Origin of the sequence: Yersinia sp. Marseille-Q3913 (assembly GCF_963892745.1) — a bacterium.
Taxonomy (GTDB): domain Bacteria; phylum Pseudomonadota; class Gammaproteobacteria; order Enterobacterales; family Enterobacteriaceae; genus Yersinia; species Yersinia bercovieri.
In genome coordinates, this window is the sequence record NZ_CAWQAF010000022.1 from 159574 (window position 1) to 175673 (window position 16100).

The window sequence follows — 16100 nt, forward strand, 5'->3', positions numbered from 1 at the left end:
CGTACTCTAAGTTATAGCCTCGCTCTATGGGAGCGAGGAGTCTATCTCTATCAGCAGTGGTTCAATCTCCCACTCATAGACCTCGGTTGACAAATTCTTGCAACTTTTCACGCAATTCACCTTCAATCGGCAACGCTTTCTGGCTATTCAGGTCAATACAAACAAAGGTCAATTCAGCATCCGCGACGGGAATAGACTCTGGCTCCAGCGAGACAATCTGTTTCATCACGCCGCTTTTACCGTTTAGTCTTAACAGTTGGCTGTCAATCCGCAACAGATCACCCAATACTGCTGGTCGACGGTAACTGATATTGATATTAACCACGATAAAAGCAATTTGGTTCTCTGCCATCCATTGTGCTGCGGGCTCTCCATCTAGCCATTCCCAGCGCGCTTCTTCGAGAAACTCTAAATAGCGGGCATTATTAACGTGTTGAAAGACATCAATATGGAAACCCCTGACTTTAATATGTGTATGCATGACGGCGAGCTTCTCCAAACAGTGGCAATAGTTATAGGGTAACCAGCACAACTGGTATGACCTCAATGCAAGATTAGCAGAGGGAAAAAATCTTATAGCGTGCTTACTATATAATCTGGATCAACATCACAGTTTTCCCTGACAGCTACGGCTTACATTATGAGAAGTTGGTAGTTATTTGTGCGACAAAAGGGTCAGGCAAATACTCACCAGCACTTACCCGCCCCCTGAATCTACTCGCTACAAACTCAGTTATTCGCTACAACTTCGTTTACTCGACAAGCCAAGGCTATATTTTTAGTTTGGTGCTGTTGCGCTCCAAGAACGAGGGGCCAATACCGGGAACTTCAAGCAGCTGCTCCGCATCAGTGAAAGGACCAAACTGCTCACGGTAAGTAATAATAGCTTCCGCCTTCTTCTTACCAATCCCGCTTAGCTGCTGTGCCAGTTGCTCCGCATTAGCACTGTTAATATTGACCTGGCCTGGTAGGTTATCCGATGGATTGCCAGCAGATACAATGGCACTAGCCTGCCCGCTCTTCTTCTCAGCCGCTTTTATCTGCACATTGCTCGCTCTTAGCTGACTATGCTTCGCAGCCTCACCAGACTGATTGAGCGCTTTATCCTGAGGGGAATTGGTGGAGCCAGCCGGCGCTGCGTAAGCTATCTGTGGGATATTAATACCGACCAACAATGCCGTTATAACGAACAATTTTCCTATAAATTTCATGCTGTATCCTCCTTGTGTTTGACAGCATGGCTACCTTGACGCAACCGCTTGTTAATCGCAAAGGGCAGATTTCAGATATGCGAAAGGCCGCCAAAGCGACCTTTCGTTGTTACATCGAGTTGCAAATGAATGCGAGAGCTATTGCGGTTATTACTGCGGCTGCTGTTGCTCCGCAGGACCCATCTTGATGGTGGCCTGTTTGTGCAGGTTCGCCATCAAGGCATCAAAGGTCACACCGCTAGACCCTTCCTGCATTTTAGCAATGAAGGTCTTCATTTCGCCTTCCGGTAATTTACCCGGAGTCACTGACAACAGTTCAATCAGTACGATATTGTCCTGACGATCCTGAGACAAACCATAGACTGATTGATCTTTTTGCGGATGAGGCAATGTAAAGATCGTCTGCACTAATTGGTCATCATCTGGCGCTCGTGACAAGGTTTTCTTCTCGCCAAAGCTGATACCAGCGGCTTTCATAGCCTCTTCGCCTTTGCCTTGTTTCAGCGCAGTGAGGATCTTCTCACCATCAACACGTGCCAGTTGTTCTGCTTTCTGACGTTTCACCAGTTCAGCGACCTGATCACGAACTTGATCGAATGGCTCAATACCTTCAGGCTTGTGACCATCGATACGGATAACGAAAGCACGATCGCCATCAACAGTGATGATATCTGAGTTACTACCCGGTGCGCCGTTCTCACCGACCAAGCCACCGTCAAAGATAGCTTGTGCTACTGGTTTGAAATTCACGTCGGCAGGTATTGAGTCACGAGTAAACCAATCCGTTTGCTTAGCTTTAGTGCCTGCGGCCTCTTCAGCTGAAGCCAGAGATTCGTTATCGCTAGTGGCTGCTTCACTCACTTTTTGCTGCAACGCGTAATAGGCGTCAACTGCTTTTTCCTGCTTAACCTGTTTCGCCAGCGCGTCGTGCACTTCTGACAGCGGCTTAACCTGTTCTGGCTTAATGTCGTTTAAGCGCACAATCAGATAACCAACAGAGGATTTAATTACATCAGATAACTGACCTTTTTCGCTCAACTTCGCTTGTTTCAGTTCATCAGCCGTCGTGTCTGGCTCCAACCACCCCAGATCTCCCCCATTCTTGCGGGAGATGATATCGGTAGATTTCTCTTTTGCCATCGCGGCAAAATCAGCCCCTTTTTTCAACTCCTCCAGTGCTGCTTTGGCATCAGCTTCATTCTTAAACTGAATAACACTGTAGTTACGGCGTTCTGGTTGGGTATAGCTGCTTTTATGCTGATCGTAATACGCAGCGATATCTTCTTCAGTGACAGTAATTTTGTCCTGCATCGCTGCGGCATCCATCGCAATGAAACTGATTTTCATCTGCTCCGGTGCAATGAAGCTATTTTTGTTCTGGTCGTAATAGGCTTTCAGCTCTTCATCAGTGACTTTCTGCTGTGCCTGAAGTGCTTTGAGATCAATCGTTGCCAGACGAACTTCACGTTGCTGCAAAATCAGCTCTGACATTGCCTGTGCTTCGATAGGCAGAACAAAGCCAGTATCACCAAAGGCTTGTAGCAATTGTTGGTTAATGAGCTGCTGACGCTGTAATTGCGCGAATTGATCAGGGGTGTAGCCCATCCGGTTAACCAGCTCGAGATACTTATTATTATCGAACTTATTATCGGTCTGGAAATAAGGTGCCTGACGAATGGCATCTTTAACTTGTTCATCGCTGGCAGTCAGCCCCAGTTTTTTGGCGTATTGGTCAAGTAACATGTTGTTGACCAACTGGCCGAGAACCTGCTGACGCAATTGCAGCATGTAGCCTTCGTTAGCGGCCAGCGCGGAGAACTGTTCACCTAATTGCTGCTGCAAGCGGCCACGCTCACTCTGTACAGCCTGTTCTAATTGAGCACGACTGATCTCTTGGCCATTAACTTTAGCTGCAAAGTCGTTGGAACCACCAATCAGATAGCTGCCAACCCCGGTCAGGATAAAGGACAACATGATCAGGGCCAGAAGGATTTTGAGCACGACGTTATTAGCGGCCGCGCGTAAATTGTCCATCATAATGTGACAATACTCCGCTGTAATATGGATTAAAACTGTTGCGCAGGTCTAAATAAACCCAGCATTCCTTGCGACAGCCATTCGTGCTGCTGCGCGTTAAAACTGCTACCTAAACGAAAAAAAGCGCATCAGTAACGATGCGCCTTGTATCTTACCTTACCAGCTCAACTGCGTCAGGTTATTGTTTAACACAAACAATATACACCCGTCATATTTGAAGTAGCAGAGATGCTAGCTGCCACTCCAAGTGCTTTGGGTAAATACACAGGTGAGAATTGACGCGGCAATTAGTTTACAGCGTCTTTCAGACCTTTACCGGCGCGGAAGCCTGGTACTTTAGCCGCTGGAATACTGATTTCTTTGCCTGTCTGAGGGTTACGGCCAGTACGTGCAGAACGCTCACGGACTGCAAAAGTACCAAAACCAACCAGAGCTACGTCATCACCTTCTTTCAAAGATTCAGTAACAGAAGCAATAATTGCATCTAATGCGCGCCCAGCGGCCGCTTTAGAAATATCAGCACCAGCGGCAATTTTGTCGATCAGTTGTGACTTATTCACTCTTTCATCCCCTTTAGAATTCTATCGTCGCGCCGAAAATCCCTACGGACAACACGACAGCGCAGCTGTTATATCAATCCTGCCCGACCTTAGCAAGCAGCCCAAAGGCTCAAACTTTTACCGGACAGCCGAACTAACTTAGCGGCACAAAAAATAGCTGGCAAGTAGCATTTCACTTACCAGCATCAGTTTTATCAATACTTCTTGCGATACGTCACTATTTTGACGCTACCGGCTGTGCCCCGAAGGCAGGATTTTGCAAAGCAATGGCTAAAACATCATCAATTCGTTTAACCGGATGAATTTCCAGATCAGCAATTACGTTGTCTGGAATCTCTTCCAAATCACGTTTGTTCTCTTCTGGAATTAGCACCACTTTGATCCCACCACGGTGAGCGGCCAGTAATTTCTCTTTCAAACCACCGATTGGCAAGACTAAGCCACGTAAAGTGATTTCGCCGGTCATTGCCACATCGGCACGTACCGGATTGCCGGTCAGGCAAGAGACCAGTGCGGTACACATTGCAATACCTGCGCTCGGACCATCTTTCGGCGTCGCACCTTCAGGCACATGTACGTGGATATCACGCTTTTCGTAGAAATCAGGGTTGATACCTAATTTATCCGCACGTGCGCGCACCACAGTCAATGCCGCCTGAATCGACTCTTGCATCACTTCACCCAGTGAACCGGTGTAAGTCAGCTTACCTTTACCCGGAACACATGCGGTTTCAATGGTTAGCAAATCGCCGCCAACTTCAGTCCACGCCAGGCCAGTCACTTGACCAACACGGTTTTCAGTGTCAGCACGACCATAATCAACTTTCTGCACACCAAGGAAATCTTTCAGATTGTCGCCAGTGATCTCAATATGTTTAACCGTTTTATCCATAAGCAGATTTTTTACTGCTTTACGGCACAGTTTGGAGATTTCACGCTCCAGACTACGTACCCCAGCTTCGCGGGTGTAATAACGGATAATGCTCATGATGGCACTATCATCGATGGTCAACTCGCCCTTCTTAATGGCGTTGCGCTCAAATTGTTTCGGCAACAGATGCTGCTTGGCAATATTGAGTTTCTCATCTTCGGTATAACCGGATAGGCGAATCACTTCCATACGATCCAGCAAAGGTGCCGGGATATTCATGGAGTTAGAGGTCGCAACAAACATGACATCTGATAGATCGTAATCCACTTCCAGATAGTGATCGTTAAATGCCACGTTCTGTTCTGGATCTAACACTTCCAGCAGTGCGGAGGCCGGATCGCCGCGCATATCGGAGGCCATTTTATCGATCTCATCCAACAGGAAGAGTGGGTTTTTCACCCCAACTTTTGCCATCTTCTGGATCAATTTACCCGGCATAGAACCGATATAGGTGCGGCGGTGACCACGGATTTCAGCTTCATCACGTACCCCACCCAGTGCCATACGGACATACTGACGACCTGTTGCACGGGCAATAGATTGCCCCAGAGAGGTTTTACCCACCCCAGGAGGCCCTACCAGACAGAGGATTGGCCCCTTAATTTTGCTGACTCGGCTCTGTACTGCGAGGTATTCCAAAATACGATCTTTAACTCGTTCCAAGCCGTAGTGGTCGGTATCCAGAACTTCCTGCGCTTTGACCAAATCTTTTTTAACTTTGCTGCGGCTGTTCCACGGAACCTGCAACATCCAATCGATGTAACCACGAACCACGGTGGCTTCCGCCGACATCGGCGACATCATTTTCAGTTTTTGCAGTTCGGCTTCGGTTTTTTCGCGCGCATCTTTCGGCATTTTGGCCGCTTCGATTTTACGCTTTAGCGCTTCGTGCTCGTCAGGCGTATCGTCCATCTCGCCCAGCTCTTTCTGAATGGCTTTCATTTGCTCGTTCAGATAGTACTCGCGCTGGCTCTTTTCCATCTGCCGTTTGACGCGGTTACGGATCCGTTTTTCGACCTGTAACAGATCGATTTCTGATTCCATCATCGCCATTAGATATTCCAGACGTTCGGTCACATCGAACATTTCCAGAACCGCTTGCTTATCATTTAATTTCAACGGCATATGTGCCGCGATAGTATCAGCAAGACGTGCCGCATCATCAATACTGTGCAACGAAGCCAGTACTTCCGGTGGGATTTTTTTGTTCAGTTTGATATAGCCTTCAAACTGATTAATGGCTGTGCGAACTAATACTTCTTGTTCACGATCATCCATCACCGGTGATTCAAGGTATTCCGCCTGGGCGGCAAAATGCTCACCGCTATCTGAAAGCGTTGTGATACGCGCACGCTGTAACCCTTCGACCAGCACTTTAACCGTGCCATCAGGCAATTTCAGCATTTGCAAAATCGAAGCTACGGTGCCGACTGAAAACAGATCATTGATACCAGGCTCATCCGTCGAGGCTTCTTTCTGCGCAACCAGCATGATTTTTTTATCATGGTCCATTGCAGCTTCCAGGCACCGAATCGACTTTTCCCGGCCAACAAACAGTGGGATCACCATATGCGGATAAACCACCACATCGCGCAGAGGCAATACGGGGATTTCTATGCGTTCGGAACGCTCAGGGTTCATAGAGCTCTCTCTTAGTTTAGCTTCCGCCAGATTACTGGGAATCTCGTGAAACACGAACCATCACGAGTTTCACTAAATAGGTAATTGAGTATATGGGGACGAATGTCTTACATTCAACGATAACAATGCGAGGAAAAAGAAATGGGGGATAAAATCCCCCATTGTCATACTAACCATCTGGATTATTTGGCTAATTATTCGCCAGAAGCTTGCGCTTCCGGTTGACCGTAAATCAGCATTGGAGCAGATTGGCCAGCGATAACTGACTCATCTACTACCACTTTCTCCACACTGTCCATTGACGGTAAATCGTACATTGTATCCAGCAAAGCGCCTTCTACGATAGAACGCAGGCCACGAGCACCTGTTTTACGTGCCATCGCTTTCTTGGCAATCGCAGTTAACGCCTCATCACGGAACTCAAGCTCCACACCTTCCAGATTGAACAACGCCTGATACTGTTTAGTCAGCGCGTTTTTAGGTTCTTTCAAGATTTGAATCAGTGCGTCTTCGCTCAATTCGCTCAGGGTAGCAACCACGGGCAGACGGCCGATAAATTCAGGGATTAAACCAAATTTAATCAAGTCTTCTGGCTCAGCCTGGCTTAATAACTCGCCTTCTGTTGCTTTCTCTGACTTGCCTTTGACCATCGCGCCGAAACCAATGCCAGTCCCAGTGTTAATGCGCTGCCCAATCACTTTGTCCAAACCAGCAAAAGCACCACCACAGATAAACAGAATTTTAGAGGTATCAACCTGTAAAAACTCCTGTTGTGGATGCTTGCGACCACCTTGTGGTGGCACAGCTGCAATTGTCCCTTCAATCAATTTCAACAGGGCCTGCTGCACACCTTCACCCGAAACATCACGGGTGATCGACGGGTTATCAGACTTACGTGAAATCTTATCAATTTCATCGATATAGACGATCCCACGTTGCGCTTTTTGAACATCGTAATCACATTTCTGCAATAGCTTCTGAATGATGTTTTCTACATCCTCGCCCACATAACCCGCTTCAGTCAGCGTGGTCGCATCTGCCATAGTAAATGGCACATCCAGGAAGCGAGCCAATGTCTCCGCCAGCAGCGTCTTACCGCTACCCGTCGGGCCGATCAGCAGAATATTACTTTTACCCAGCTCGATGCCATTGCTGGTATCGCCGTTGCGTAAACGCTTGTAATGGTTATACACCGCAACAGCCAGCACTTTTTTCGCCGGTTCCTGCCCGATGACATAATCATCAAGGTGACGACGAATTTCGTGCGGAGTTGGCAGCGAACTACGCTCCCGGTGCGGGGCAACTTCTTTGATCTCTTCGCGAATAATGTCGTTACACAAATCGACACATTCATCGCAGATATACACTGACGGCCCGGCTATTAGCTTACGCACTTCATGCTGGCTTTTGCCGCAGAAAGAGCAATACAGCAACTTTCCAGAACCGTCTTTGCGCTTATCTGTCATCAGTAAACCTCTTTTTCAGTATCTGCCGCCCTAAAATCACGGTGGCAGGGAGACTATTCTCGCTATTTCTGGACACCACGTTAGCCTGCAACGGGCAGCCGATATAATGGGTAGTGTACGAACAATACGCAATTAAGCGGGTTCGACGCCTCAATTGCTTCTATTTACATACACCACTTGTTCTATTTGCATACAATTATAGTATATCGGCTCACAGAAATAAGTCGTTAGTCACGACGGGTGAACACGGAATCAACTAATCCATATCCTACAGCCTCTTCAGCTGACAAGAAACGGTCGCGCTCAGTGTCTCTCTCTATTTCTTCAAGAGATTTTCCCGTGTGAAGCGCCATCAGTTCATTCATGCGTGATTTCACTTTTAAAATCTCTCTTGCATGAATTTCAATATCTGTCGCCTGGCCCTGGAAGCCGCCCAACGGTTGGTGAATCATTACCCGTGAATTCGGCAAGCAGAAACGTTTACCCTTAGCGCCCGCCGTCAACAGGAATGCACCCATTGAACACGCCTGGCCCATACAGATAGTGCTGACATCAGGCTTAATGAATTGCATGGTGTCATAAATTGACATCCCGGCCGTAATGACCCCACCAGGTGAGTTGATGTACAGGAAGATGTCTTTTTCTGGATTCTCTGCTTCCAGAAACAGCATCTGTGCCGTAATCAGGTTGGCCATATGGTCTTCAACCTGGCCGGTCAGGAAAATAATGCGCTCTTTCAGCAGACGGGAGAAGATATCGTAAGAACGCTCCCCACGTGAAGTCTGCTCAACCACCATTGGCACCAGAGCCATGTTAGGTGCAAATTGATCTCGTTCGCCACTGTATGACATTACCGTCTCCTAATAGAATTTACTTTGGCGCCATTCATAACCGATTCTACTTGAGATAAGTAATGATGACTATGTTCATGCATCAAGGTGCGTGCAAGCAGTCTGGTTATCCAAACACATTCGACAGCGGTAATCAGCCAGTGTTTCATCAACATCTTATGAACGTTTGCTAAGTAAGTTGGGGGATTAATCTTCTTTTTCAAGCCCCCCCTCAGATTTTTTTAGCCTAACAACCGCTCGCTATCCCTACCAAAATCCCGACGCCCAATTGATTTTAAATCCATATTTCACTTTTCAAATATAGCGCAGATTACAGAGAAAGATGCCAGATTAATCATACTATTGAGTGATTGTTGTTACCAAAAGAAAAAGCCCGCAGCCATGGGCTACGGGCTTAATCAATCAAAATACTGGATATGCCCTTTCCAATCTCTTGGAAAATGGGTTATATCCAGTTTAATGCGCTAAAAAACATTACGCCGTTGTGGTCTGATTCATCAGTTCACTAAAGGTAGTTGGTTTTTCAGTTACTTTGGCTTTAGCCAGCAGAGTTTCTACCGCTTGTTCTTCCAGAGCAACGCTACGCATATTGTTCATCAGCTCTTTGTTTTTGCTGTAGAACTCAATAACTTCTTGTGGATCTTCGTACGCAGAAGCCATCTCTTCGATCAATTCTTTAACGCGATCTTCATCAGCTTTCAGCTCGTGCTGGCTGATAACTTCGCCCAGCAGCAAGCCAACAACGACGCGACGCTTAGCTTGTTCTTCGAACAGTTCACGTGGCAGTTCAGCAGCTTGCTTCTCGTTGCCACCGAAACGCTGTGCAGCCTGACGGCGCAGAACATCAATTTCGCCTTCAACCAGTGCAGCAGGAACGTCGATTTCGTTAGCGCTAACCAGACCGTCGATGGCCTGAGTTTTAACACGGTTACGTACTGCGCCTTTCAGCTCACGTTCCATGTTTTTACGCACTTCAGCACGCAGACCGGCAACTGAACCATCAGCAACGCCGAAACGTTTGATGAACTCTTCAGTCAATTCTGGCAGCTCACGCACTTCAACTTTCTTCAACACGATGTCAAATTTAGCTGATTTACCTTTCAGGTTTTCTGCGTGGTAATCTTCTGGGAAGTTTACGTCGATGGTGAACTCTTCACCGGCTTTATGGCCGATAACACCCTCTTCGAAGCCTGGGATCATACGACCCTGCCCCATTGCCAGTACGAAATCAGACGCTTTGCCACCTTCAAACTCTTCACCGTCGATAGAACCGGTGAAATCCAGAGTTGCGCGATCTTCAGCAGTTGCTGCAGCGTCAGTTTCTTTCCAGGTTGCTTGTTGCTTACGCAGAGTTTCCAGCATGGTATCAACGTCAGCGTCGTTGACTTCAACAACTGGCTTTTCTACTTCAATGCTTTCCAGATCTTTCAGCTCAACTTCTGGGTACACTTCAAACTCAACAGAATAAGTAAAATCTTCACCCTGCTTGTATTCACCCGGCACATAGTTTGGTGCACCAGCTGGGTTGATTTTTTCTTTAATGATCGCATCAACGAAATTGCGTTGCATCAGGTCGCCCAGAACATCCTGGCGAACAGATGCGCCGTAGCGCTGTTCAACGATGTTCATCGGCACATGGCCTTTACGGAAACCGTCGATACGAACACTTTTAGCGGCTTTCAATAATTCACTTTTTACTGCTTTCTCAATGCTGTCAGCAGCAACAGTAATTGTTACACGGCGGCCAAGGCCTTGAGTGGTTTCAACAGAAACTTGCATCTTGTTACCTCAAAAAAATCACAGTGCTCGGTCAACTCCAGAAGCTGCAAACGAAGCAGCACCATTTACCCTTTCAGGAATGATGCGAACTCTGAAAACACCCTCTAAGAACCGGGACGGCCGCATTAAACAGAACCGAGTATCCCAGATGTCAGAAGCGTCCCGAAACCATTCCGGAAAAATAAGACGCGACATTATAGCGGCGCACAGGGTATGAGTCGAGGAAAGCAAGCGAATGTTGTCGCGGTAAAATTCACGCGTGAATCGTTCCCTCGGCTAAAACTCCTGCGGCGCACTAGTAAAACGATGGTGTCGCCTATACAGAAAAACAAGCGGCCCGGAGGCCGCTTGCGAAATTCTCATCTACTAATACCCTAAATCAGGCCAGAATTACTACTGTTATCCAGCTTGTTTTTGATTAGAGCCGCAGTTTACGCTAATGTCCCAGCTCCGCGACAAGACGGTGAATCCGGTACTGTGTCTTGCAATCCAGCCCACTCTTTTAAGGTATAAGTGTGCAAAGCCAGCGCATGAACGCTGCCAGCCAGCTCATCAGCCAACGCACTATAAATCGCCCTATGGCGACTCAGAAAGCGCTGATCTTGAAATTTATTGCTGACGATCACAATTTTAAAATGACTTTCAGAACCGGCTGGAACATTGTGGCGGTAACTTTCATTTATTACCTCCAGATGATCCGGTTCGAATGCCATTTTTAGTTTTTCTTCAATTTGTTCTCGAATCAAAATCATCATATTCTCCTTACTGCAAAGGCAGAAAACTGCCGACTCTCTTATGCAATATTAGTTGATTTTCGCTGTTTTATAACATTTCAGATACAAAATAGCCCGAAGATCTCCCTGCAATTGGCTCAAGGTATGGGGCTAATCTGATAGTCAGGTAAAAGGTGACTTGTAAGGTCTTTATGTAAATTGGCGGCTCTCTTGGGGAAAAATCGTCTTTTTTGGTGAAATTCTCTACATCGGGTTCTTCCACCCGCCAATCCCGGTGCTATGATGTCGCGACTGCAAACTCGCAAAATAACATGGCTGTTATCCGCTCTGATTATTAAAGAATTCCATAACTATTGAGATAAAGTGAACATGCTAAAGAAAATTCTTTTCCCGCTGTTGGCTGTTTTTATCCTGGCAGGTTGTGCTGCCAGCAACAACACCTTGAATGTCACGCCAAAAGTGGTATTGCCACCACAAGATCCTACCCTGATGGGGATTACTATCAGCATTAATGGTGCTGATCAGCGCCAAGATGCAGCACTGGCTAAAGTCAATCGCGATGGCCAATTGGTCGTGTTGACCCCATCCCGTGACCTGCGTTTCTTGTTACAAGAAGTGCTGGAAAAACAGATGACAGCTCGCGGTTATATGATTGGCACTGGTGCACCGGTAGACTTGCAAATCGTTGTAAACCAGCTATTTGCTGATGTGCAGGAGGGTAATCTGCGCTATAACATCACCACCAAAGCGGATATTTCTATTACTGCTACCGCAAAAAATGGCAATAAGCAGGTTAAAAACTACCGTGCCAGTTACAACGTTCAGGGCGCATTTACTGCGACTAACGAAAAAATCACTGATGCCGTTAATACCGTGTTAAGCGATGTGATTGCAGATATGGCGCAAGACACCAGTGTCAGCAGCTTTATCAAACAAAACGCTCGCTAATCTGCCGTTTGCTTAACATCATTATTACTGCTTAACAGAATGCTCCCCCCTGAACATCGGGTGGAGCATGTAGGTCTCACATGTCCAATCGCTATTCAAACCTTTTTACCCAACGTAATTCGCTTATTCTCCTGTTGTTGGGGTTTGCTTCGGGTCTTCCTTTAGCCCTTACTGGTGGTACGCTGCAAGCGTGGATGACGGTTGAAAACGTCGATCTGAAAACCATTGGTATTTTCTCTCTGGTTGGTCAGGCTTACGTCTTTAAGTTCCTCTGGTCCCCATTGATGGACCGCTATACCCCCTCATTTCTTGGCCGCCGACGTGGCTGGTTGCTGATTAGCCAGCTATTACTCATCGTTGCAATTATCGCCATGGGCTTTATGGAGCCGGCTAAGCATCTATGGTGGCTGGCGGCTATCGCGGTATTGGTCGCATTCTGTTCTGCGTCGCAAGATATTGTTTTTGATGCCTATAAGACCGACTTACTCACAGCCGAAGAGCGCGGTACTGGGGCAGCAGTCTCAGTGCTGGGTTACCGTCTGGCGATGTTGGTTTCTGGCGGGCTGGCACTTTGGATAGCCGATCGCTACCTTGGCTGGCAATCCACATACTGGTTAATGGCCGGATTGATGTTAATTGGGGTATTCGCCACCCTATTTGCCCCTGAGCCTGACATCCGCATTGCACCCCCAAAAACATTGGAAGAGGCGATTGTTGCCCCATTACGTGATTTTTTTGGTCGCAACAATGCGTGGCTGATTCTGTTGCTGATCGTGTTGTACAAAATGGGGGATGCTTTTGCCGCCAGCCTGAGTACCACCTTCTTAATCCGTGGCGTCGGGTTCGACGCGGGTGAAGTTGGGCTGGTCAATAAAACATTAGGATTGATTGCCACCATTATTGGCGCGCTCTATGGCGGCCTATTGATGCAACGGTTGAGCTTATTCCGGGCATTGATGATATTCGGTATTTTACAAGCAATTTCCAATGTGGGTTATTGGCTTTTATCCATCACTGATAAAAATATATTTTCCATGGGTAGCGCTATATTCCTGGAGAATCTCTGCGGGGGTATGGGTACTGCGGCGTTTGTCGCACTGTTAATGACCCTTTGTAACAAGTCTTTCTCCGCCACACAGTTTGCATTGTTATCTGCACTATCCGCAGTCGGTCGCGTTTATGTCGGCCCGATTGCGGGTTGGTTTGTCGAAACACACGGTTGGCCGCTGTTCTACCTATTTTCTATTGCCGCAGCCATTCCCGGCTTATTACTGCTTTATATCTGCCGTCACACGCTGGAACACACCCAGAAAACCGATGAATTTATGCCCCGAACCGCATTTAAAACCGCTTACCGTTGGGCATTACGCTTCTTAACTATTGGCTGCATTTTGTTAGCCGCATGGCTGATTTTGCTGATAAGCAACTCACTGAACTGGACCGCAGCACCACAAATAGCCGATACCTTGCTACTGCGCGGCATCCAACTCAGCGTGGTCGGTATGGTTCTGGGGGGGCTATTGGATTATCTGGCGCTCAGACGGGAAAAACTAGCGTAATCACCTGAGTTAACACTCAAAGGCCGGCACTAATGCCGGCCTTTTTTGTATTTATTAGCTAAAGAAATTATTCCGCCCCATAAACAATTTTGAAACCACCCCGCAAAATTAGTGAATCAAGTCACATATATCAGTAACAGTTGCAAAATATTTTTCCAAAAGCGAGATCTGCATCACCCTGCGGGCTTTATCCTTTTGTGCGGTAAGACTATGATGTGCGCACTTTTTGTTAAGGACTGTGTCCTTTTGTTTCTCCTGACATCTTTCAACTACACAGAGGCATTTATGCGTAAAACTCTTATCGGCGCTATCGCGCTGGCCACGGTCACTTTGGCTCCCGCCGCACAAGCTGAATACCAGTGGGGTTTCGGTAATATCAGCATGAACTATCTTGACTGGACCCGAAGTACTACGCATAAATCAGGTAACTCCTCGCATAAAGACGACTTTGCTTATATCGAGTTGGAAGGTGGTGCAGGTTATAGCTGGGGCGAGATCTACGGCTTCTTTGATTTAGAAAATCCGTTCAATTCCAAAACGGCGCAACCGGGTGACAACCAACGTTACACTTTCAAAACCACCGGTCGCTACTACCTGGGTGACACCGGCTTCAATCTGTATGGTCACATTTATGGCACCTACTCGCTGCCAAGCGCTGAAGGCAACGATTACAGTAATTTCCACGAAGTGAACACTCTGTATGGTATCGGCTATAACGCAACGGTGGCTGGCGTGTGGATGAAACCTTTCGTGGCGCTGCACTATGTTGACCAGACCTATTACTCAGGCAATAACGGTTATGTTGTGGGTTGGGTTGCAGGTTATGACTTTACCGCATTTGATGAGAAATTTAGCATCACCAACTGGAATGAACTGGAATTCAACCGTGCGGAGCGCTATGCCGCAGGCAATGGTGGCCGTAATGGGGTTAACGGTGCCATCGCACTTTGGTGGACACCGATTAAGCAATTTACCACCGGTATTCAGTACCGTTACGCGTATAACAAGTTGGGTGAAGACTTTTTACAAGACGCTATTATTTACTCAGTTAAATATAATTTCTAACTAAATGATTCCGGGGTGCCTATTTACGTCACCTCGGAATATATTTTAATTTACTTTTGCATTACATATTTTTCACACAAAATAAGCTTACATACGAATTAAAAATCAGTACTTCCCTTGAATAAAGCCCTAATTACCGTTGTTTTTCCTTAACATCCCGGCCTTGCTACTAAATCATCTCGCCAACATATTGTTGCCATTAGTAAATTGTCACGCCAGTCAACATCTGTGACCCCCTTAACATAAAGTGTCAACAAGCCGCTGACACAATCTTAAGCATGTTTACAGTCCTGCAACCTTCCCGTAAAATGCCCGCACACATGAAACGACAATAGAGCCCTTTTGTAATTGAGGTCGTTAGATGAGACTTAAGAAATACATTAAAAATATGGGTATGTTGTCTTTATTTGCAGCCACGGTAATGCTTAGTGGTTGCGATATGGTATTGATGAATCCCAAAGGCGCAATCGGAGTCGAACAAAAAACACTGATACTTACTGCTATCGGTTTAATGTTGATCGTCGTAGTTCCGGTTATTTTTATGGCGTTCGCTTTTGCATGGAAGTATCGCGCATCCAACAAAAGTGCGACCTACACCCCAAACTGGTCCCATTCCAACAAAATTGAGCTTGTTGTATGGGCTGTTCCAATCATTATCATCGCTATTTTGGCGACGATAACCTGGAAAACCTCTCACGAACTTGACCCGTTCAAACCGCTTGAAGTGGCAGGCAAAGAGCCTATCACTATTGAAGTGGTTTCCCTTGACTGGAAATGGCTGTTTATCTATCCAGAACAAGGTATTGCTACAGTAAATGAACTAGCCTTCCCTACTGATGTTCCGGTGAACTTTAAAATCACCTCTAACTCAGTAATGAACTCGTTCTTTATCCCTCAGTTAGGCGGGCAGATCTATGCGATGGCCGGGATGCAAACCAAGCTGCATCTGATTGCCAACGAAGCCGGTAAATACAATGGTATTTCCAGCAGCTTCAGCGGTAAGGGCTTCTCTGGTATGAAATTCACTGCGATTGCAACACCGACGCAGGAAGAGTTTAACCAGTGGGTCGCACAGGTGAAAAAATCGCCGAACACCCTGAATACCACTGACGATTTCAATAAACTGGCTGAACCGAGCGAAAATAATCCGGTTGAGTACTTCTCCAGTGTTAAACCGGAGCTGTTTAAAGGGATTATTGGCAAATTTATGGGCGATATGAACATGCACCAGAAAGGCGATGATACCCATAAAGGTATGGATATGAGCCAGGGCATGGATATGGGCGAACACGCCGCTCACGCCGGAGCCGAGGAATAA

13 protein-coding genes are annotated in these 16100 nt (G+C 46.8%); 4 read left to right on the forward strand and 9 right to left on the reverse strand.

All coding sequences use genetic code 11. The features are described from left to right. Window positions 1-73: 73 nt before the first annotated feature. The 9 genes from AACW11_RS11075 to bolA all read right to left on the reverse strand — a co-directional run bounded on the left by AACW11_RS11075 (window position 74) and on the right by bolA (window position 11228). Entirely contained in the window at window positions 74-481 is a 408-nt protein-coding gene (locus tag AACW11_RS11075) for an acyl-CoA thioesterase (RefSeq protein WP_212584323.1), read from the reverse strand. A 289-nt stretch (window positions 482-770) separates the two neighbouring features. Next, a complete protein-coding gene (locus AACW11_RS11080) occupies window positions 771-1211 on the reverse strand; it encodes a ComEA family DNA-binding protein (protein ID WP_212584324.1) in 441 nt (146 codons plus the stop codon). A 150-nt stretch (window positions 1212-1361) separates the two neighbouring features. Beyond that, window positions 1362-3248 carry a peptidylprolyl isomerase gene (gene ppiD, locus AACW11_RS11085; RefSeq protein ID WP_212584325.1) on the reverse strand — a complete coding sequence of 629 codons (1887 nt, stop codon included), beginning with the start codon at window positions 3246-3248 and terminating at the stop codon, window positions 1362-1364. Between the two features lie 287 nt (window positions 3249-3535). Continuing rightward, on the reverse strand, window positions 3536-3808 hold the full coding sequence (hupB, locus tag AACW11_RS11090; protein ID WP_004392663.1) for a nucleoid-associated protein HU-beta: 273 nt from the start codon (window positions 3806-3808) through the stop codon (window positions 3536-3538). Between the two features lie 217 nt (window positions 3809-4025). Then, a complete protein-coding gene (lon, locus tag AACW11_RS11095; RefSeq protein WP_005272730.1) occupies window positions 4026-6380 on the reverse strand; it encodes an endopeptidase La in 2355 nt (784 codons plus the stop codon). Between the two features lie 194 nt (window positions 6381-6574). After that, a complete protein-coding gene (clpX, locus tag AACW11_RS11100) occupies window positions 6575-7846 on the reverse strand; it encodes an ATP-dependent protease ATP-binding subunit ClpX (protein WP_212584326.1) in 1272 nt (423 codons plus the stop codon). A 227-nt stretch (window positions 7847-8073) separates the two neighbouring features. Continuing rightward, the gene (clpP, locus tag AACW11_RS11105) at window positions 8074-8697 is read right to left on the reverse strand and encodes an ATP-dependent Clp endopeptidase proteolytic subunit ClpP (protein WP_005272733.1); all 624 of its coding nucleotides are present in this window, start codon (window positions 8695-8697) and stop codon (window positions 8074-8076) included. A 474-nt stretch (window positions 8698-9171) separates the two neighbouring features. Further along, the gene (gene tig, locus AACW11_RS11110) at window positions 9172-10476 is read right to left on the reverse strand and encodes a trigger factor (RefSeq protein WP_212584327.1); all 1305 of its coding nucleotides are present in this window, start codon (window positions 10474-10476) and stop codon (window positions 9172-9174) included. Between the two features lie 431 nt (window positions 10477-10907). Next, window positions 10908-11228, reverse strand: a complete 321-nt coding sequence (gene bolA, locus AACW11_RS11115) for a transcriptional regulator BolA (protein ID WP_212584406.1) — start codon at window positions 11226-11228, stop codon at window positions 10908-10910. A 351-nt stretch (window positions 11229-11579) separates the two neighbouring features. Here bolA and AACW11_RS11120 point away from each other — a divergent pair, with 351 nt between their 5' ends. The 4 genes from AACW11_RS11120 to cyoA all read left to right on the forward strand — a co-directional run bounded on the left by AACW11_RS11120 (window position 11580) and on the right by cyoA (window position 16100). Beyond that, the gene (locus AACW11_RS11120) at window positions 11580-12158 is read left to right on the forward strand and encodes a lipoprotein (protein ID WP_048619467.1); all 579 of its coding nucleotides are present in this window, start codon (window positions 11580-11582) and stop codon (window positions 12156-12158) included. Between the two features lie 80 nt (window positions 12159-12238). Further along, window positions 12239-13717, forward strand: a complete 1479-nt coding sequence (ampG, locus tag AACW11_RS11125) for a muropeptide MFS transporter AmpG (protein WP_212584328.1) — start codon at window positions 12239-12241, stop codon at window positions 13715-13717. A gap of 285 nt (window positions 13718-14002) precedes the next feature. After that, a complete protein-coding gene (locus AACW11_RS11130; protein ID WP_212584329.1) occupies window positions 14003-14782 on the forward strand; it encodes a nucleoside-specific channel-forming Tsx family protein in 780 nt (259 codons plus the stop codon). Window positions 14783-15143: 361 nt separating this feature from the next. Next, on the forward strand, window positions 15144-16100 hold the full coding sequence (gene cyoA, locus AACW11_RS11135) for a cytochrome o ubiquinol oxidase subunit II (RefSeq protein ID WP_005272742.1): 957 nt from the start codon (window positions 15144-15146) through the stop codon (window positions 16098-16100).

Bases quoted from the DNA above. Each gene is read 5' to 3' on its own strand.
- AACW11_RS11120 (WP_048619467.1), top strand. From the start codon at position 11,580: ATGCTAAAGAAAATTCTTTTCCCGCTGTTGGCTGTTTTTATCCTGGCA.
- clpP (WP_005272733.1), bottom strand. From the start codon at position 8,697: ATGTCATACAGTGGCGAACGAGATCAATTTGCACCTAACATGGCTCTG.
- ppiD (WP_212584325.1), bottom strand. From the start codon at position 3,248: ATGATGGACAATTTACGCGCGGCCGCTAATAACGTCGTGCTCAAAATC.
- AACW11_RS11075 (WP_212584323.1), bottom strand. From the start codon at position 481: ATGCATACACATATTAAAGTCAGGGGTTTCCATATTGATGTCTTTCAA.
- AACW11_RS11130 (WP_212584329.1), top strand. From the start codon at position 14,003: ATGCGTAAAACTCTTATCGGCGCTATCGCGCTGGCCACGGTCACTTTG.
- clpX (WP_212584326.1), bottom strand. From the start codon at position 7,846: ATGACAGATAAGCGCAAAGACGGTTCTGGAAAGTTGCTGTATTGCTCT.
- tig (WP_212584327.1), bottom strand. From the start codon at position 10,476: ATGCAAGTTTCTGTTGAAACCACTCAAGGCCTTGGCCGCCGTGTAACA.
- ampG (WP_212584328.1), top strand. From the start codon at position 12,239: ATGTCCAATCGCTATTCAAACCTTTTTACCCAACGTAATTCGCTTATT.
- cyoA (WP_005272742.1), top strand. From the start codon at position 15,144: ATGAGACTTAAGAAATACATTAAAAATATGGGTATGTTGTCTTTATTT.
- lon (WP_005272730.1), bottom strand. From the start codon at position 6,380: ATGAACCCTGAGCGTTCCGAACGCATAGAAATCCCCGTATTGCCTCTG.
- bolA (WP_212584406.1), bottom strand. From the start codon at position 11,228: ATGATTTTGATTCGAGAACAAATTGAAGAAAAACTAAAAATGGCATTC.
- AACW11_RS11080 (WP_212584324.1), bottom strand. From the start codon at position 1,211: ATGAAATTTATAGGAAAATTGTTCGTTATAACGGCATTGTTGGTCGGT.